Source organism: Bacteroidota bacterium, from assembly GCA_008933805.1.
In the GTDB taxonomy this organism is placed as follows: Bacteria; Bacteroidota; Bacteroidia; order UBA8524; family UBA8524; genus SB11.
The window spans coordinates 14,889-34,448 of sequence record WBUH01000021.1 but is presented as its reverse complement, the minus strand read 5'-3'; the positions used below and the strand labels follow the sequence as shown (position 1 = coordinate 34,448).

The 19,560-nt window shown below is 43.3% G+C and carries 15 protein-coding genes; 8 read left to right on the top strand and 7 right to left on the bottom strand.

Annotated elements, in window-relative coordinates:
• Window positions 1-11: 11 nt before the first annotated feature.
• The 3 genes from F9K23_16930 to F9K23_16920 form a co-directional block, all read right to left on the bottom strand.
• Complete coding sequence (locus F9K23_16930) at window positions 12-1,208, bottom strand: LysM peptidoglycan-binding domain-containing protein (GenBank protein KAB2913508.1); 1,197 nt, start codon at window positions 1,206-1,208, stop codon at window positions 12-14.
• A gap of 61 nt (window positions 1,209-1,269) precedes the next feature.
• On the bottom strand, window positions 1,270-2,682 hold the full coding sequence (gene gatA, locus F9K23_16925) for an Asp-tRNA(Asn)/Glu-tRNA(Gln) amidotransferase subunit GatA (protein KAB2913507.1): 1,413 nt from the start codon (window positions 2,680-2,682) through the stop codon (window positions 1,270-1,272).
• 30 nt (window positions 2,683-2,712) lie between these two features.
• Entirely contained in the window at window positions 2,713-2,943 is a 231-nt protein-coding gene (locus tag F9K23_16920; protein KAB2913506.1) for a twin-arginine translocase TatA/TatE family subunit, read from the bottom strand.
• A gap of 195 nt (window positions 2,944-3,138) precedes the next feature.
• Between F9K23_16920 and F9K23_16915 the strand changes: the two genes are divergently transcribed.
• The 3 genes from F9K23_16915 to F9K23_16905 all read left to right on the top strand — a co-directional run bounded on the left by F9K23_16915 (window position 3,139) and on the right by F9K23_16905 (window position 5,172).
• Window positions 3,139-3,555 carry a hypothetical protein gene (locus F9K23_16915; GenBank protein KAB2913505.1) on the top strand — a complete coding sequence of 139 codons (417 nt, stop codon included), beginning with the start codon at window positions 3,139-3,141 and terminating at the stop codon, window positions 3,553-3,555.
• Window positions 3,556-3,570: 15 nt separating this feature from the next.
• Window positions 3,571-4,620 carry a hypothetical protein gene (locus tag F9K23_16910; protein KAB2913504.1) on the top strand — a complete coding sequence of 350 codons (1,050 nt, stop codon included), beginning with the start codon at window positions 3,571-3,573 and terminating at the stop codon, window positions 4,618-4,620.
• 108 nt (window positions 4,621-4,728) lie between these two features.
• On the top strand, window positions 4,729-5,172 hold the full coding sequence (locus tag F9K23_16905) for a hypothetical protein (GenBank protein KAB2913503.1): 444 nt from the start codon (window positions 4,729-4,731) through the stop codon (window positions 5,170-5,172).
• Between the two features lie 10 nt (window positions 5,173-5,182).
• On the opposite strand, the gene F9K23_16900 is transcribed toward F9K23_16905, so the two are convergent.
• The gene (locus F9K23_16900; protein ID KAB2913502.1) at window positions 5,183-5,698 is read right to left on the bottom strand and encodes a YcxB family protein; all 516 of its coding nucleotides are present in this window, start codon (window positions 5,696-5,698) and stop codon (window positions 5,183-5,185) included.
• 96 nt (window positions 5,699-5,794) lie between these two features.
• On the opposite strand from F9K23_16900, the gene metF reads away from it, so the two are divergent.
• Together metF and rsgA are read left to right on the top strand one after the other, a co-directional pair.
• Window positions 5,795-6,751, top strand: a complete 957-nt coding sequence (gene metF / locus F9K23_16895; GenBank protein KAB2913501.1) for a methylenetetrahydrofolate reductase [NAD(P)H] — start codon at window positions 5,795-5,797, stop codon at window positions 6,749-6,751.
• A 77-nt stretch (window positions 6,752-6,828) separates the two neighbouring features.
• Complete coding sequence (gene rsgA, locus F9K23_16890; protein ID KAB2913500.1) at window positions 6,829-7,749, top strand: ribosome small subunit-dependent GTPase A; 921 nt, start codon at window positions 6,829-6,831, stop codon at window positions 7,747-7,749.
• Window positions 7,750-7,836: 87 nt separating this feature from the next.
• Here rsgA and F9K23_16885 read toward each other — a convergent pair whose 3' ends face one another.
• Window positions 7,837-8,541: a hypothetical protein gene (locus F9K23_16885; protein ID KAB2913499.1), complete on the bottom strand. Its 705-nt coding sequence runs from the start codon at window positions 8,539-8,541 to the stop codon at window positions 7,837-7,839.
• A 45-nt stretch (window positions 8,542-8,586) separates the two neighbouring features.
• On the bottom strand, window positions 8,587-9,051 hold the full coding sequence (locus tag F9K23_16880) for a MarR family transcriptional regulator (protein ID KAB2913498.1): 465 nt from the start codon (window positions 9,049-9,051) through the stop codon (window positions 8,587-8,589).
• 254 nt (window positions 9,052-9,305) lie between these two features.
• Here F9K23_16880 and F9K23_16875 point away from each other — a divergent pair, with 254 nt between their 5' ends.
• Window positions 9,306-9,698 (top strand): VOC family protein, encoded by a 393-nt coding sequence (locus F9K23_16875; GenBank protein KAB2913497.1) that lies wholly within the window; start codon window positions 9,306-9,308, stop codon window positions 9,696-9,698.
• Between the two features lie 11 nt (window positions 9,699-9,709).
• Here F9K23_16875 and F9K23_16870 read toward each other — a convergent pair whose 3' ends face one another.
• Window positions 9,710-10,114 (bottom strand): hypothetical protein, encoded by a 405-nt coding sequence (locus F9K23_16870; GenBank protein ID KAB2913496.1) that lies wholly within the window; start codon window positions 10,112-10,114, stop codon window positions 9,710-9,712.
• Window positions 10,115-10,238: 124 nt separating this feature from the next.
• On the opposite strand from F9K23_16870, the gene F9K23_16865 reads away from it, so the two are divergent.
• Entirely contained in the window at window positions 10,239-11,402 is a 1,164-nt protein-coding gene (locus tag F9K23_16865) for a phosphoribosylformylglycinamidine cyclo-ligase (GenBank protein KAB2913495.1), read from the top strand.
• Between the two features lie 161 nt (window positions 11,403-11,563).
• Window positions 11,564-19,525 carry a PKD domain-containing protein gene (locus F9K23_16860; GenBank protein ID KAB2913494.1) on the top strand — a complete coding sequence of 2,654 codons (7,962 nt, stop codon included), beginning with the start codon at window positions 11,564-11,566 and terminating at the stop codon, window positions 19,523-19,525.
• Window positions 19,526-19,560 lie beyond the last annotated feature (35 nt).

Genomic DNA, 19,560 nt, shown 5'->3' with positions numbered 1-19,560 from the left:
AAACGTGCGGATTACTTAGCCTTGCTGTTGTATATAACCAACTTTTGGTTGGGATAGATATTATACCCCTTAAGGTTATTCCATTTTTTAATATCGTCTACCTTCACACCGTGCTTTTGGGCAATGGTTCCAAGTCCCTCACCTTTGGCTACAATATGCGTAGTAGTATCGCTTTTTTCTTTACCCCCGTCTTCAGTATTTTTAACTGTTGAGGTGGGTGTATTTGCCTTCTTCGGAGTAGCAGCAACATCACTTTGGGCAGTATCAGAACCTTTGCGAATGGGCAAATTCCTATTCTCCAGTTCGGGTACTTTCTCAATATAAGGATTGGTGTTGTAAGGCTTAAAATCAAGTGCATCCAATTTATTAAAGTGCTGCTTACTTTTTGAAGGCAGTTTAATTACGTAAGGGATGCGTGAAGTTGGTACAATTCCTTGCTTAAATTCAGGATTCAATTCTTTCAGCTCTTTGCTTGACGCATTAAGCACTGTTGCCATTTCATCAAACGATTGCCATTTGTTGACAGACACCGTATCGTATGCGGGAGGGTTGTATGCAATGGGCGATATGCCGTGTTCAGCATGAAAATGGTACAGGTAAACCGCCGCTAAGTATGCTGGGACAATTTTTTGAGCAGCCTTGGGAAGACTGTCGTACATATCCCAGTAGTTAAACTTGTTTCCTGTAAGACGGATATACTTGTTAATAGTGGTAGTATTGGTGGCAAATGCAGCAAGGGCAAGGTCGGGCGAGTTGTACAAAAACCTTAGTTCCTTCATACACTTGGCGGCTGCAAACGATGATTTAGCCAAATCCCTGCGTTCATCCACATAAGTGTTCATTTTTAAATCCCACAAACGACCAACGTTGTAAGACATAGCCCAAGGACCGGCATAGCCTTCAGCATCGCTGTAGGTGCAATCGGCCATGCTATTACCCAATACCATCAACCCTACACTCGAAGGAACTCCGTATTGCGTAAGCATTGAATCGATAACAGGTTTGAAATAAATATACCTGCCCAATGCCTGTGCAGCACTGTTAGGCGTGCGAAGCAACTCATTAATATAGCCGTCAACAACGGCATTGTATTTTATATTAACATCGGGAATGGTGGCAAGCCTGTTGGCATAGTCGGTTTGAGCGGTTGCAGCAGCAGGTACTAAGCACCACAAAACAAGGTAGGCAGTATATTTAAAAAAACGCATCAGTGGTATCTATTGCAGATTTAATACCTAAACGGCAGAAAAGGTAAAATAGTTTTTAACATTAATTTATTGCAGCAGCAAAAGCCAGCAATTGTGCATCGCTGTTTTTGGCCGACATCAGTTGAATGCCCCAAGGCATTCCGCTTGCATCTGTTCCTGCGGGAACAGAGATGGCAGGGATACCCGCCAAAGGAGCTTGTACGGTAAAAATATCAGCAAGGTACATGGCTACAGGGTCGGCAGCCTTATCGCCGATTTTAAACGCCGGAGTAGGGGTAGTAGGCGATAGTATAAAATCGTACTTGCTTAAAATTTCATTGGTCTTTTGCTGTACTATACGGCGCACCTTTTGGGCTTTGGTATAGTATGCATCATAGTATCCTGCCGAAAGTACAAAAGTGCCCAGCATGATACGGCGTTGTACTTCTTTACCAAACCCTTCACTACGCGATTTTTTGAAAGTACTCTCCAAATCGGTGGCATTAGGGCTGCGGTAACCATATTGCAAGCCTTGGTAGCGCGAAAGATTGCTACTGGCTTCAGCAGTGGTAAGCACATAATAGCAAGGCACCATTTGGTCTATCAGCGGAAAATCAACCGCTTCAACCGTATGGCCTTCTTGTTTCAATTTTTCAATAAGTGCCAGCGTGCCGTTCTTAATATCTGCGCTCACCCCATCAGAAGAAAGGGTTTGGCTGATATAGGCAATACGTTTCTTGCCTGTATCGGCAGGAAGCATAAAGGCAGGCGCAGGTTGTTGGGTTAGTGTGGCATCAAACTCATCAGGGCCTGCAATTACATCCATAATTGCTTGCATATCACTAACGCTTGATGTAATGGGGCTAATTTGGTCTAACGATGACGCGTAGGCCAATAAACCCCAACGCGACACCATCCCGTAGGTTGGTTTGTATCCGTATAAGCCTGTAAAGGCCGCAGGTTGTCGCACCGAACCACCCGTGTCACTACCCAAAGCTGCCAAGCACAAATCGGCTTGAACGGCAACGGCCGAGCCTCCCGATGAACCGCCTGACACGCGGGTATTGTCTAAGTCGTTTAATACTGGTCCGTAGGCACTGTTCTCATTGCTGGCACCCATCGCAAACTCATCGCAATTAGCACGTCCTAATATGATACAGTCTTCGGCCAGCAACCGTTCAGTAACGGTTGAAGAGTATAGCGAAGTAAAACCCTCCAGTATTTTACTGGATGCACTCACTTTGTGACCTTTAAAACAAATGTTGTCTTTCAGCACCAACACCATGCCTGCCAGCTTACCAGCGGTTCCGCTTTTCAGCTTTTCGTCCACTTGGGCAGCGTGTTGCAGTGCTTCGTCGGCATATACTTCCAACAAAGCATTCAGGTGTTTTTTTTCTTCGGTGCGTTGCAAATAATAACGCACCAAATCAACACAGGTAAGATTTCCTGCGCTGATTTCAGCACGTACCTGTGCCAACGATTGAAATTTCTTCAAAGCCACTAATTGTTTGCCGCTTGGTATTACTTACTTGCTTTCGGTTTTTGCTTCCTTTTCAGCAGGAGGAGGATTTTTGATACCTTCTTGTATCTCATCCTTCACTTTGTTTTTGGCATCGTTAAACTCACGGATACCGCTGCCAAGTCCACGCATCAATTCAGGAATTTTTTTACCGCCGAACAGTAAAAGGGCAATTACCAAGATAAGGATCCATTCAGAACCTCCGGGCATACCAAATAAAAGAATACTTAAAGTCATTGCTTAAAAATGTGCGCAAAGTTACCAAATTTTTAGCACTTGCTACTTTTTAGACTGTTTTTGTTTGAAGGGGTTGGATTACTCCTATAATTAATTAATATATAAACAAAAAATAAATAATATTCAAGTTGATTTATATCTTTTGATTACTAACCTTTGAAACATACTATCACACGCATTATAACTAACTTTATTATGGAAAATTCTATCAACGGCGTTCAGGCTGCTAGCTCTGACATGCCCACACTAACCGGCGCCGACCTAATGGGGCGCATCTACAATGTAAGAAGCGGACGCATTGCTCGCTCATCCTCAGTAAAATCTACACAGCTGTTTAACTTCAGTACCGAAATGCAATCTATCGATATCGGGTCGTTAGGCGAATTTTACGCATCTGAAGATTTACAGGTAGACACCACTTTTGAAGACCACATGGGTGAAACCACCTCAGAGGTTTTCTACTCAGAAGATGTAAACAACTCTTTCTCTGTCAACGTGGGAGTAAGCGGCTCTACCGGTAGTTTTACCGGCGAGATGAACGAATGCTACTCACAAACCACCGACAATTACTACGAAAGCTCAATGGCGCTGGCCAAACAGTTTTCGCAGTAAACTATCTACAAAATTGTGATGAAAGGTGACGCCGAGTACTGGCGTTCATTAATGAAAGACTCTGTAAATGCTGATATTAACGGCAGTATGTCTGCTGAAGATGTAGTAAGCAAATACGGCACACACTTTCTTGCATCCGGATATTTTGGAGGTGTTTGGATGTATTCGCAAAGTATCTCAAAATACTCTGCCACCAGCACCACCGAGGTAACCAACACCCTATCGGCATCGGCAGAGGTAGAAGGGGTAAAAATAGGCACATCAACCACTAATACCAGCAGCACAACTTCAACCGAAACAGTGAGCCAAACCGATTTGTATCTAAACACTATCGGAGGAACAACAACAAGCAGCTACGACGCGTGGCAAGCATCGGTAAATGAAGGAAACTGGAGCTTGATTAGTTTTGATAACGACACAAATGTTTCGTTACAGCCGCTTTCTGTATTGGTTGACCCAACCAACCAAGAGCGCATTGATGAAATAGATGCTGCAATTAAAAGCGTTCTCACTCCTTTCAGTTTCCAAACATTGGCGTGGGAAGTGGATGGCAGCAAAGAAACCATCAACTCCGGCACAGTAGAAAAGAAATTTATTCTTGACCCCGATACAGAAAGCCATATGGTAATAGTAGGATTAGGCTTCTCGGTTGACGACAGCAACTTAAAAACTCTTAATGCCAAGTTACTAAACCTTGAAACAGGAAATACCGACTGGTACACTGAGGATAGCAGTGGAAATCACGTAAAAGTTTACAGCAGTAATGCTGAAACCGAAACAGTGTGCTCTAATGGCTATGTAGTAACAGGCATGGGCTTGAATGCCGGCGACACTAAAATGTACACCACTGAATTGTACGGACAGGCATTTGATGTGATGGACATTGAAGATAACACCTATTTGGGCACTAAAGTTTATACGTTTGGCGACGGTGACCCCGAAACTAAGTACAAACCAACAACAGGCAACGACCGCATTATACGCGGCCTTGAAGTTGGCGTATACCACGGCGATGTGGGCGCACTATATCTATACTTTGGTAAGTTTAAGAAAACCACCCTATAGTTATACTATATAATATAAAGGCCGGCAGGGGAATCCTTCTGCCGGCCTTTGTTTTTCATTTAGTAAAAAATCGTATTGATACGCGGTGGCTTTGTTAACTTCGTTAAAATGAATATGCGAGGCAAATGGGTAGGCTGGTATGCCTATAACAATAAAAAGATTGACAAAATAAGGGGCGTCGACAAAACGATGTTTAGTATTTATATAGATACTGTAAACGGCAACAAATTTTATGGCACGGTTGAGGACGATAAAAACACCCTCGGAATGGAAGGCATAGGTCGGATTGAAGGCACAGTTGAGGGAAACGTTATGAGTTTTACCAAAAAAATGCCCTTTAGAACGTTGCTTATAAGAGGGGAACGGGTTATTGATAAATCAAAAAAACATCCAACAGTATATTATAAAGGTACTGGTGTGAATGACAATTCTTTTAAAGGGGAATGGAAGTTTAAATTTGGCCTGACATTTATCGGTATGATGCCCGCCATCCTGTTACCCATAAAAGGAACATGGGAAATGAAAAGGGAAACCGACATTGTTGAGCCGTAAACTTTTCCTCTTATTTTGAAGGTAGCTTACCCCTCACTTTTATCCCTTTTTCTTGCGCCATTGCTATAAACTGCTCTAAATCATCGGGGCTTTTAAACGAACGCAGCGGTACAAAATTTCCAAAATTCTTTGCCTTCCACAGTACCATCCAGTCCTTTTTAAGTTCCACTGTTTTGTATGCACTCCACTCGTTCTTCACTTCAAAAGTCTGGCCTTTAATATTCACCCCTGTATCATCGGTAGTAAACGTTTGCTTTTCATTAAGGGCGGCCATACGGTAATAAAGCCCCCTCACCCTGTAAAACAAGGTAACGGGTAAAAACAACAATAAATAACCCAGCGCAAATAATGCAATAATATCCGCAGGGCCTTTTGTCAGCGCATCCCAACCACCGTTGGTTAAGTTTGTAGCCACTATTACCGCACAAGCTGAAAGTGCAATCAGCACCACAGGATTGCCATACACAATCCTGTAATTCAATTTTATATATTCTTCGGCCGTTATTTCAACATCAAACTTCACCATAATTTTTTTGCGAAATTTAGTTTCGCAACTGTTTCAAAACAAGCCGCAACAGCAACAAAAACTTTGTCTATTTTTGCGTTCCTGTAAAAACCGATAATGAAAATTACCGACCACATTAAGAATGCCAACGGCGAAACATTGTTTTCGTTTGAGATTTTACCCCCGCTAAAAGGAAAAGGCATTGAAAGTATATATCAAGGTATTGACCCGCTAATGGAGTTCAATCCCAAGTTTATTGATGTAACCTACCACCGAGAAGAGTTTATAGAAAAGAAACTTCCGGATGGCAGCTACCGTAAAATAACTACTAAAAAACGTCCCGGCACGGTAGCTATTTGCGCGGCTATCATGAACAAATACCACGTGGATGCTGTACCCCATTTGATTTGTGGCGGGTTTAGCCGTGAGGAAACTGAAAACGCATTGATTGACCTTGCCTTTTTGGGCATTGATAATGTATTGGCACTACGCGGCGACAATGCCAAAGGCGAAAGTTCTTTTAAGCCTGAGCCTAACGGAAATGCCAACGCACTTGAACTATTGCAACAAATACAACAGTTGAATAAGGGTGTTTATCTGGACGATGAATTAGCAGATGCATTCCCTACTAACTTTTGTGCGGGTGTGGCAGGATACCCTGAAAAGCACCACGATGCACCCAATCTAAAAAGCGATATGGCTTTTTTGAAGAAGAAAATTGAGGCAGGTGCGGAGTTTATCGTTACCCAAATGTTTTACAACAACAGCAGGTATTTTGAGTTTGTAGACAAATGCCGCGAAGCAGGCATCAATGTGCCCATTATACCCGGCTTGAAGCCACTAACTACCAAAAAGCAATTGTATGTGCTGCCAAACTTGTTCCACATGGATTTGCCTGAAGAACTGACTGAAGCTGTAGAGGCTTGCAAAGACGATAAACAAGTAGCACAAATTGGTATTGAGTGGGCGGTGCAGCAATCAAAAGAATTGAAGGCTAAAGGTGCTCCCGTACTGCATTTTTACACCATGGGGCGTAGCGCAGCCACTTATGCTATTGCCAAAGAAGTATTTTAATCCGGTTTCAGTATAATGCTTACGCTTTATAAATGCTATAACGCGGGCTTTACACTGACAACCGCCAACCGATAACTATGAGAGGTATTGTTACCAAATCAACCGGAAGTTGGTACGACGTGAAAGACGACGAAGGAAAGGTATGGCAGGCAAGGATTAAAGGAAAATTCAGGTTACAAGGCATTAAAAGTACAAACCCCATTGCTGTTGGTGATGACGTTGAAATTGAGCCCGAAGGCGATACCAACAATGCGATGATTGTATCGCTTCATCCCCGCAAAAATTACATCATTCGCAAAAGCAATAACCTCAGTAAGCAAACACAAGTTATCGCCGCTAATATCGATCAAGCCTTATTGTTTGTTACCCTTGCTTTACCGCGCACCTCAACGGGATTTATCGACCGATTTTTGGTAACGGCCACAGCCTATCACATTCCCGTTATTCTTGCCTTCAATAAAATTGATTTGTATGAAGACGAGGGGATGCAATTGTTGCGCGAATACGAAGCAATTTATGAACCTCTCGGTTACGACTGCATACAGGTATCAGCCAAAAACGGCACTAACATAGCGGCTCTTAAAGACAAGCTGAAAGGAAAAACCACGCTTGTTTCAGGGCATTCAGGCGTAGGAAAATCTACTTTCATCAATAAACTTTCTGACGAGATACAACAAAAAACAGGAGAAATATCCGACTACTCGCTAAAGGGAAAACACACCACTACTTTTGCCGAGATGTTTGAGACAGAAGACGGTACACGGATTATTGATACCCCGGGTATTAAAGATTTTGGGGTAGTTGATTTAGCCAAAACCGAAGTTGCCCACTATTTCCCTGAGATGAAGGCTCTGATGGGAAGCTGCCGATTTAACGACTGCCTGCACCTTAACGAACCGGGCTGTGCCGTACTAAAAGCCATTGAAGAAGGCACGCTTCGCCCGGAAAGATACTACAGCTATTTGAGCATCATTAACAACGAAGACGTGCATCATTAATGGTTATCTTTTCAGTAAATATCTCAAAAAATACACCCATTTTTTAAAACACTACACCCTTTATTTACCAATAACTTTTTATTGTAATTAATACTTAGCCAGCAGTTTGCGCAATGCAAACAAATGCCCGAACAAAGCTAATGGCACTAAAAAGAAGGGGATGAATATATAAGGGAATTCGAGTACAATTGTATTATGCGGCTCGTTTGTAAACACCTGAAAGTTAGTAGGTGCTGATAAAATAGCTACAGTAACAATATTGGCAAGTAAAATCAAACCGCCAACGTTCCACGCCACCAATGCCCACTTTGGCAATACCCTTTTGTGATAACCGAAATACGCTATAAAAGGAGCTGTTAGCCCAACAAGTACATCATAATTTAAACCTTCAAAGGTCATTTGTTGGGGTATCATCCCCAAGTGCAGTGCCCAAACAAAAATCAACTCTAACGGGAGTCTGAATGTTTGAAGTGCTACCGCATACTTCATATTCTCTTCTTTAAAATGTGTAAGCGGCTCATACTTTAGAGCGAAGTATACAGCCAGTAAAATTGTTGCCAACACTGTAGGAAAAAAAACAGGAGGGGTACTTTTAATAGTATCTAAAAAAACTCCTTTTAAAGATAAAATACTATCAACAATCCAAACTAAAATAAGAAAAATTATAGGAAACAGTTTGTTTCTCATTGTTGACTGACTAACAGCACTTTTAAAAACAAACGCTACCCCAAGGGTAGTAATCAGCAATAGCGCGGTGTATGCAAAGGTTATACCAAAAGATTCTGCTTTCATAGTTTAATTTATTTTAAGTGTATATACAATTATATGGTCAAATTTTTAGGCTCGTAACTCATCCATGTTTTGGTTAATAGCTTCTGTCATAATGTCCAACTGTTGCACACTGAAACGCCCGAATAAATCAGAAATTTTATGGTGCATCGCTTCCCAAACAGGCGACACTTGCTCTAACAACTCATATCCTTGAACAGTTAATGCAAGTACAGTATTCCTGGGATCTTCGCCTTTTGTTGCCTGTATCAACCCTCTTTTAACCAACTTCTTTGCGTCACGGCTCATGGTTGAAGGGTCAAGCACCAACTTGTCGGCCAGTGTTTTCTGATTGATTCCCGGCATCTTACCAACCACAAACAAAATCGCCAGCATACTGCCTTCAAGTCCAAAAGGGCGAAGGCGTGCATCATACAGTGAGGCAACTTTACGCTGCAATTTTCGCAGCTTGGCGTTAACACACTCTATTGGATTCACCTTATCAAAATTTGGCGTTTCGATTTTCTCTTCCATCGGGGCAAAGATAAAATCATTTTACTTGTATATGCAAGTTTATGATGGTTGATTATACAAATACTTATTTTATTTGTGCATTGTAGTAGTAAAATCAAGTAGTTTTTTTAGTAGGTTTGTTACGTTTTAAATAGTCAACCACCGAAAAGAAACAAGACAACACCACAGAACTTTATTCAGCGCTCTGTGTTAAACGACTGAGAAAAAGTAAAGGCTGTGTAAACTGCGTTTAAACCCAACTAAGTACTCCCGCTATGAAGCTCAATAATATCCGACTGCTTGTTAAAGACTTTAATACCTGCTTTGATTTTTACAAAAACCTGCTGGGCCTTGAGGCAAGTGCCGGAAAAAGGGGCGACTCATACGCTAGTTTTAACATCGGTCTACAGAGCGGTTTATCTATTTTCAAGTCAGACTTGATGGCACCCGTGGTTGGTAATGCTGATAAAGAACTGCCCGTTGATGCCCGCGACAAGTTTGTTATTATAATAGAGGTGAACAATGTGGATGCACTTTACCACGAGTTGAGTGACCGTGTTGAGTTTTTGAACCCCCCATCGGATGTACCTGCAATGGGTCTTAGGGTTGCTCACTTACGTGACCCCGAGGGCAACCTGCTTGAATTATTTTCTAACCTGCTTGAGTAGTAAATTAAATATTAATTTAATTCAACTACAATATTATCTGATAACTCAGAAGAATCGGTAAGCACGATTACAGTATCAAACTGCAAAACTCCTGATACTGCATAAAAAAAGTAAGTGCCTTTAGTAAGCCCGTCAAAATGGGCATGATAACTAAAACCGGGCTCCCTCACAGCATCATGCTTTTCATCAAATTTTGTGCTATCACCCGGCATTTTATCATCTCCGTACTTCAGATACATTCTAGCCGCTATTGGTACCCCATTGTACCCACTGAAAAAGGCACGGCTGAAACTTCCCCCTTTACCTCCTTCAAACGGATTAGCCTTAAGGGGTTGCTCAACCGTAGGATTATCTTTCTTACACGAAGCAAACCCAAAACATGCAATACCCACAGCGATGTAAACTACATAACGCATACAAACAATTTTAAGGTAAGTTACAAAAAGCTAAGGTGTTTACAATTCGTATAAGCTAAAGAGCACGGATTTTGTAATTTTGTACCCTCAACACCCTGCCTTATGCAGTGGTTTGTGAAACGATATGACAGATAAATACGCTTTACGCGGGGTTTCTTCGGCAAAAGAAGATGTGCATAATGCCATCAAGAATATAGATAAAGGCTTATTTCCAAAGGCTTTTTGCAAAATTGTACCTGACTTTTTGAGTAACAGTGCCGACCATTGCGTGGTAATGCACGCCGATGGCGCAGGTACAAAATCATCACTGGCATACATCTACTGGCGCGAAACCGGTGACCTTTCGGTATGGAAAGGTATTGCCCAAGATGCGGTGGTGATGAATACAGATGACTTACTATGCGTAGGCATTACTGATAACATATTACTATCAAGCACCATTGGCCGTAATAAAAACTTAGTACCGGGTGAAGTGATGAAAGCCATTATTGAAGGCACGGAAGAGTTTATTGAAAATATGCGCTCTTTTGGGGTGAATATTTACAGTACAGGCGGTGAAACTGCTGATGTGGGCGACCTTGTACGCACCGTGATTGTGGATAGCACCGTTACTGCCCGTACGCACCGCAACAGCATTATTGACAATGCTCGTATAGGTGCAGGGCAGGTGATTGTTGGGCTTGCATCGTACGGACAAACTTCCTACGAAACCATGTATAACGGCGGAATGGGCAGCAACGGCTTAACCTCTGCCCGCCACGATGTGTTTGAGAAGGAATACCGCGCGAAATATCCTGAAAGTTACGACCCTAAAGTTGACGAAAGCCTTGTGTATGCCGGTGCCTTAAAACTTACCGATTCGGTTGAAAATTGCCCATTAGATGCAGGCAAAATGGTGTTATCGCCTACCCGTACGTATTTGCCTGTGGCACGTGCCATTTTTGCCGAACACAAACAAGCCATTAAAGGTATGGTGCATTGCAGTGGTGGCGGACAAACCAAAATATTGCACTTTGTAGATAATTTGAAGGTGGTTAAAAACAACTTGTTTCAACTTCCTCCGTTGTTTAAAACCATACAAGAACAATCGGGCACATCGTTGCAAGAAATGTACAAGGTGTTTAACATGGGGCACCGCATGGAGATATATACCGACGAGAAAACCGCCGAGGATATTATCCGCATCTCTAAGTCATTTAACCTTGATGCCCAAATTGTGGGGTACACCGAAGCATCAGCCTCCAAAGAATTAGTGATTGAAGCTAACGGGGAGCGTTTGGTTTACTAACCCGCCAAACAATACGTTTCGTCACTTTTCGACGAACGAACTCTCGCTTTATCACTCACTTACTAGATCAATTTTGGTATAAAAAACTGTTTTTTACCTGAATCTTACCATGTAGTCAACCATTTGCTACTAAATTGCGTATCTTAGTACATTAAGGCAAGGTGGTTTTTGCACATAAACACATACCGAAAAAAGTATCGGCGGGGATAGTATTCTGTCTTTTAGCCGCATTGGTATTACTTTGCCCTCAACAAGCCGCAGCCCAGTGTAATGCTTCGTTCACGTTTCCTAAAGATACCGTCTGTAGTGGACAAGCTGTTCCCTTTACAAACAGTTCGACAGGAAGTGGCACATTAACCTACCTATGGAATTTCGGCGATGCTTCAAGTCCTTCTAACTTTAGCAATGCCCAAAACCCTAACCATTCGTACACCGATTCAGGACGTTTATTCATAACCTTAATTGTAACTGACGGGTCGGCTTGTTCAGATACATTAACCGACAGTATCTACATAATAAAAAGTCCGCAGGCTGCATTTACACGCTACGATAACTGCAAACAAAACGTCACCAAGTTTTCAAATAACTCAACCACAACGGTTGGAGATGCCATTACAGGCTGGCGGTGGTTTTTTGGCAACGGCGATTCATCACACCAAGCTAATCCCAACTATACCTACGCTGATACAGGTACTTACACTGTAAAATTGATTGTAGGTACAGTAGGCGGGTGCGCTGATACCGTTACGCAATCACTACGGGTATACTCAAAGCCCGTGATTAGTGTTGGTGATACTCAGTTTTGCGCAGGTACTTCGGTTAACCTTAGCGTTACAGTGAATGAAACCAGCGGAACAGCCTTTTTGTGGCGTTTGGGTGATGGAAACTCATCAACCCTACAATCGCCTTTATATACTTACAACACGGGCGGCTACTTTAAGCCCCGCGTGAGGGTTACACATGGCGGTACAGACTCTTGTTTTGCACAGTTTGACAGCATTACCGTGCAAAGCTTACCCATTGCCAATTTTGTGATAGCAAACGACACCCTTTGCTTTGAGGGAAACAGTGCTTGCATTACCGACTCAAGTAAGCAAGGGCCCTTTGGTGCCCCGATATGGAAACGGACTTTGGTATTTGGTGACGGTTTTTTAGATAACACCACCCCAGTAAGTACTAAAACCATTTGCCACAGTTATAGTGATGATTTGGGCGGAAGTTATCCTATTACCCTTGAGGTTACCGATTTTAACAACTGTTTTGCCAGCAAACAAGTTTCAGGAGCGGTGGTAGTGTTGCCTGATTACGTTCCAACGTTTACGGTTATAGAAAACAAGGATTGCTTTACCACCCAAGTAACACTGAATAACACTTCTACGTTCGATTCGAGCAAAATACGCCGATTCCGTTGGGTATATGGCGACGGCAGGATAGATTCGACCCATTGGCTGCAAAGCCAGCACTTATATACCACAAACGGTAACTTTAATATTCAGTTAATAACTACAGATACATCGGGCTGCCCAAAAACGTTACTTTCACAAACATCTGTACAAAGCACAGTACTGAATTTTAACCCAACGGTAAACAAAGACACCAGTTGCTATTACGGTAATTCATTTGTGGTAAGCAACCCTGTGAACATTGGCACGAACGCCACTTGGGATTTCGGTGACGGTACCAGCGACACAACGTGGACAGCAGGTAACAGCTACGGTGCACCCGGTAACTACACTATCACCTTGCGGATACAGGCCATCAACTGTGATACGCTGGCAAATGTGCGCACCGTAACCGTTTTAGGACCACGTGCCAGCATAGGCACACCGCTAAATCGCTACCAATGCCAGATACACGATACGGTAGTATTTAGCAACTCTATAACCAATCCTTACCTATCCAACCACGGTCCTGCGCCGGGCAACATAAAACGTATTTGGGACTTTAAAGATGTTTGGGCCCCTAACTGTACTACCGATACCAAAAACGGTATCAATGTAGGTGTAAACTGTAACTATTCTGCCGATTCACTCAACGTTAAACACTGGTACACTCCGGGCAAAGAAGCCTGCTACCGTCCCATGCTGATATTGTACGATACTCTTTGGGGATGTTCAGATTCAAACAGTGTTGATTTAGCATTACTGCCGCCAAAAGCAGGTCCCGACCCAACAGCCACTCCACCGGTTACGGGATTGATGTTTAGTGGCCCCGACTGTTTAGGCCCTGAAAGCATAAAATCAAAATCACTTTCACTAAGTCTTACCCGCCCTGCCTGCGACCGTGAGACGTTTTGGGTGATGTGGGATTCTACCTGTGCTGAGCAATCGGGTAGTTTTAATTCGTTTTGGGTTCCGCAAGATTTTAGCCACAACTATCAATACGCCAACCCACCGTGCGATACAGGCGGCAGGGTAACATTGGGTTTGATTATCCGTAACGGTCGAGACAGTTCAGGCAACTTTTGCTACGATACTGCATGGTACCACAATGTATTTCAGTTTAATGACTTATACCCTTCCATCACCCACGATTTTGACCCTACGGTAAGTCGTTGTGTGGGTACAACCGTTAACTTCAGGGTAACAGATACAACCCAAACCGGGATCACAGATTACAATTGGAGCTTTAGTGATGGGGGAGCACCCATAAACGGGCCTAATTTGTTTAGCACCTCACACACATTCGATTCAGCAGGTACGTTTGATGCAACGCTTACAATGACAAATGCCGACGGCTGCCAAGGCAGCGCAACGGTTACCATTAATATTGGTTTTGGGGGCGATTTTGACATGACACCCAAAAAGATATGTGCCGGAGATACGATTACATTTTTTGATAGTATTTATTATTTCGATAAAGGGCTATCCTTGTGGCGAACCCCTGCACGACAGGCAGCCAATCAGGAAACAGTTTGGTGGGATTTTGGGGATGGAGCAGGCTTTAGCACGAATGGATGGCAACCCTCAAAAGTTTTTGACAAGGCAGGCACTTACACAGTAAGGCTTGCTCTAAAAGACAGTTCGGGATGTACCGATACCATTACCCACAGCGATATTTTTACAGTGTACGGCACCTATGCCGATGTTGGTATTACCGATACCTTGGTATGCCCGCAGGTGTACCAGTTGATTGACTCTACCAAGATATACGACCCGCTTAATTTCATCTCTATTCCTGATGATGATAGTGCCGTGAGCTGGAAATGGACAATAATGCCGGGCAACCTTAAAAGTACCATCCAGAATCCGTTTTTTGATTTTCCGAGGGGTGGGGATTACAGCATAAAACTGTTAGTTGAAAACACACAAGGCTGTAAGGATAGTATCGAGAAACAAATGAACGTAAAAGGCCCCGTGCCTGCCTTTAGCATTGTGGGAGACAGTTTAGGCTGCAGTCCGCTGCTGATAACGTTCTCAAACCAAACCATCAATGCCAATAAATACATCTGGAATTTTAGGGATGCCAGCAATAACACGCTAACCACACTGAGCGACAGTAACGTATTTAACATTTATACAGGCGGAGGGCTTTACAAACCTTACCTGACAGCAGAAAGCAGCGAATACGACAGTAAGCAGGGACGGACGGTTACTTGCCGTGCAGTTTTCCCTGATACAGCATTACACATCATCCGCTTGGTAGCCGTAAGTGGAACACCCGTAGCTGCTTTTGGCAACACCAATGCTTGCAGCAGTTTCTCACTAAACTTTACGGATTCATCTACCCTAGATTCAGGCACGATAGTTTCACACTTTTGGGATTTCGGCGACGGCTCTACTTCCACCCTGCAAAACCCCGGTCACAGCTTTGCCGATACAGGCACTTATACCGTTACGCTTATTGTAACAGCATCATCGGGTTGTGCAGACACAGTGGTTAAAAACATTGCGGTTGCTCCTCCTCCTTCGGCTGACTTTGTGGTGCAAAACACCTGCCACGGAAACATTACATTGTTTACCGATTCTTCTTCAACCAATAACGCCTACGTGGTACGGTGGGATTGGGATTTTGGTGATTTAACTACATCTGTACTTTCAAACCCAAGCAACCAATACCTAACTGCAGGTACTTATCCCGTAAAACTAAAAATACTTACCAATGCAGGATGCGAAGACTCTGTAACGAAAAACGTGAGCATCAATCCTGTTCCGGTGGTCAGCTTTGTAGCACCTGCTACTTGTGCAGAAACCAACGTTGCCTTTGTAAACAATTCATCCATTGCAAGCGGCACTGCCACTTATGTTTGGAAATTCGGCAACGGTAATACATCTATACAAACCACACCTACTCCTGCGTATACTACGCACGGAACTTATACCGTTTGGCTGATTGCCACCAGTGACAGCAGTTGTAAAGACTCAACATCGCAGGTTATTACCATACACCCGCGTCCGGTGCCTGCGTTTTCTATCAATGATAGCGACCAGTGTATCAACATCAACAATTTTGTATTTACTAACGGCTCAAGCATTCCTTCGGGAACATTCACTTCAGAATGGAGTTTTGGTGACGGTGCTAACGCCAACACAACCAGCCCTACCCATGTGTATGCCGACACGGGAAGAAAAACAGTTTTTGTAACAGAAACCTCTGATTTTGGGTGTACCCGAGCATTGGGCAAGTACGTGTACGTTTTTCCACAACCAACGGCAGGCTTTACTATTAATGATACCGCACAGTGTATCAATACACAGTCGTTTGTGTTTACCAATACTAGTACTGATACGGGAACATTTAGCAGTAACTGGAGTTTTACGGATGCTACCTCGGCTACCAGCACCGATGTAACCAAAACCTTTGCCAACGATATTTATTACACAGCGCAGTTAGTAGTAACCAACGGCAACCTATGCCGTGATACAATAGCAAAAGATGTGCGGGTGTTATCAAAACCCGCTCCTGCTTTTACCATTAATGATACGGGCCAATGCGTAAATAATAACCTGTATGCCTTTACCAATACCACCACAATAAACAACGGCAGCACCACTGCTTTGTGGAGGTTTGGCGATGGAGCAACGGGCACATCGTTTAATGAAAACCACAGTTATACGTATGATACAGGATATACTGTAAAGTTGGTTGCCACCAGCGACAGGGGTTGTTTAGACAGTACCACCCGAACGCTTACAGTGTTCCCTAAGCCGTTTCCTAAATTTACGGCGAACGATAGCGACCAGTGCTTGAACATCAATCAATACACGTTCAGCAATCAAACTACTTTAAAGTACGGAACTAACAGCTACGATTGGAAATACGGCGACGGTTCTACAGATATAACCACAACTGGAAGCCGCGTGTATGCACTTGACGGGGATTACACGGTAACCCTGACCGCAACTTCTGATAACGGCTGTATAGACAGCATTAAAAAACAAATAACGGTTTTCCCTGTGCCCAACTCATCGTTTACTATTAACGATGCCTCGCAGTGCTTAAACATCAACAGCTTTGCTTTTACCAGCACCAGCACTACGGGTATCGGCACACTAAAATACGATTGGTTTTTCGGGTCGGGACATACCTCAAAACAGGCCGATACTACTTTTAGCATCAATACTGTAGGGTTGTACCTTGTGCGGTTAATTGTAGAAAACATATACGGATGTTTTGACACCTCGCTTACCCAGTTTGAGACTTACCCCGTCCCACAAGTACAGTTTACCATTAACGATACCGACCAATGCTCAAACATTAACAACTTTGTGTTTACCAACCAAAGCACTATCAGCGCAGGCACACAAAGTTACCGTTGGGAGTTCGGCACTGAAGGAACCAGTACGCAGGCCAGTCCGTCGTTTGTGTTTTCAAATGATATTACCCATAACGTAAAACTTAAGGCAACATCTAACCAACAGTGTACCGATTCGTTGATTAAACAAGTGATTGTGCTGCCCACTCCGGTTGCCAACTTCAACATTAACGATACCGGCCAGTGTGTAAATGGTAATAAATACGACTACACCAACCAAACCACACTGAAATACGGCACGCTTACCTATAACTGGGATTTTGATAACGGCAAAACATCAATGGCGACAGATACATCTATTGTGTATGCTGCCTACGGCAAGTACCAACCCGTATTAATTGCCACTTCAAACTTTAATTGCCGCGACACTATTACCAAAGACATTAGTGTGTATGCCAAACCTACTCCTGCCTTTAATATTAACGACACCGACCAATGCCTGACGGGCAACAGCTTTGTAATGAGTAATCAAAGTGTGATTGCCGAAGGCATAATGGCTTTTGATTGGTTTTGGGGCGATGGCGGAAGCAGCACCCAACTGCATCCTAACCGCACTTACGCCAAAGACAGTACCTACACTATTAAGCTATTGGTTACTTCAAACTGGAATTGTAAAGATTCCATTAGTAAGCAGGTAGTGGTGTTCCCGCAACCGCAAATTGCTTTCAATATTAATGATAGCGGCCAGTGCGTGAATAACAACCAGTTTCAGTTTACCAACGCTAGTGCGGTGAAATACGGCAGCATGACGTATAACTGGAATTTCGGCAATGGTAAAACCGCTGTGGCTACTGATACCGCCATTGTTTATACTTACGATTCTACTTTCAGAGTGGTATTAAGAGCAACCACCAATAACGGCTGTACCGATACCGGAGGACGTTATGTAATTGTCCACAGCAAACCTTCGCCGGCTTTCGCAACAAACGATATCGACCAATGCGTAAACAACAACCTGTACCGTTTCACCAATCAAACCACCATAAAATTGGGTAGCAACACTTACGACTGGGATTTTGGAAACGGTACTACAGATACCGCCATCCACCCTGTTAAAGTATATACTTACGATACTACCTATCGGGTACGTTTATTAGCCACCTCAAACTTTGGGTGCGTAGATTCTATTGCCAAAACTATGTTGGTGTTCCCTAAACCACAGGCGGCTTATAGCGTTAATGATTCATCACAGTGTATCAACACCAACCGTTTTGTATTTACCAATCAATCAGTCATTAAATACGGAACCCTCACTTATGCTTGGGATTACGGCAACAGCAACGGAAGTACGACCATTAACCCCACCTATGTATATCCTGTACAGGGCACTTTTATAGTTACACTTATTCCGCGCAGTAATAACAACTGCTACGATACCGCACGGGGCACATCGATATTATTCCCCAAGCCCAACCCCGATTTTGTAATTAACGATACCGCCCAGTGTTTGTTTGAGCAGGACTTCTTCTTTAAAGACACCTCAACCATTGATAGCGGAACGTTTACCCACTTGTGGCGTTTTAGCGACGGTACTTCTTATGATTCGGTAAACATTCGCAGGCAGTTTAACAACCCCGGCACTTATACCGCCGAATTGGTGCTCACCTCGGATGAGTTGTGTATGGATTCTATCACCAAAAATGTAGTGGTGTACCCCCATCCCAACCCCAATTTTGGCGGCCTAAAGTTGTTTTATTGTACCGATGATGATTCGCTACCGTTGCAACCGCTGGTGGCAGGTGGTATTTTCACAGGTAAAAATATGCGGAACGATACCTTTGTCCCCCGTTTTACGGGTGCCGACACGGTATTTTACCGCGTACAGGTGAACGGCTGCTATAGCGATACCGAGAAATACACCAAGGTGTTCCCGCTGCCTTCTTTGTCGTTACCTTTAGACACTACTCTTTGCAAACGTGAGTTTTTAATACTGAACGCCCAAAACCCCAACGCCAAGTATTTGTGGAACACAGGCAGCACCGAACCAAGCATACGGGTAGCACAACAAGGGTTGTATATTGTCAACCTGTTTAATATTTGCGATACCATCACCGACTCGGTGTATGTGGCTTTCCGCGATTACGATTGTAATTTCTTTTTCCCAACCGCTTTTACCCCTAATGCCGACGGGCAAAACGATGTGTTTTTGCCGTACATGGAGGATGTGATTGAGTTTAACATGAAGATTTTTACCCGCTGGGGTGAGTTGATTTTTGAAAGCAATGACAAAACCAAAGGCTGGGACGGAACCTACAAAGGCGAACCCCTGCAAGACGGCGTGTATGTGTGGAAGATTTTCTTAAAAATCGACGAATCGGGTGAGGTGTACAATCATTCTACGGGTGGCAACGTTACCCTTTTACGCTAATATTTAGCTACATTCGTTACAACAACCAACTTTCG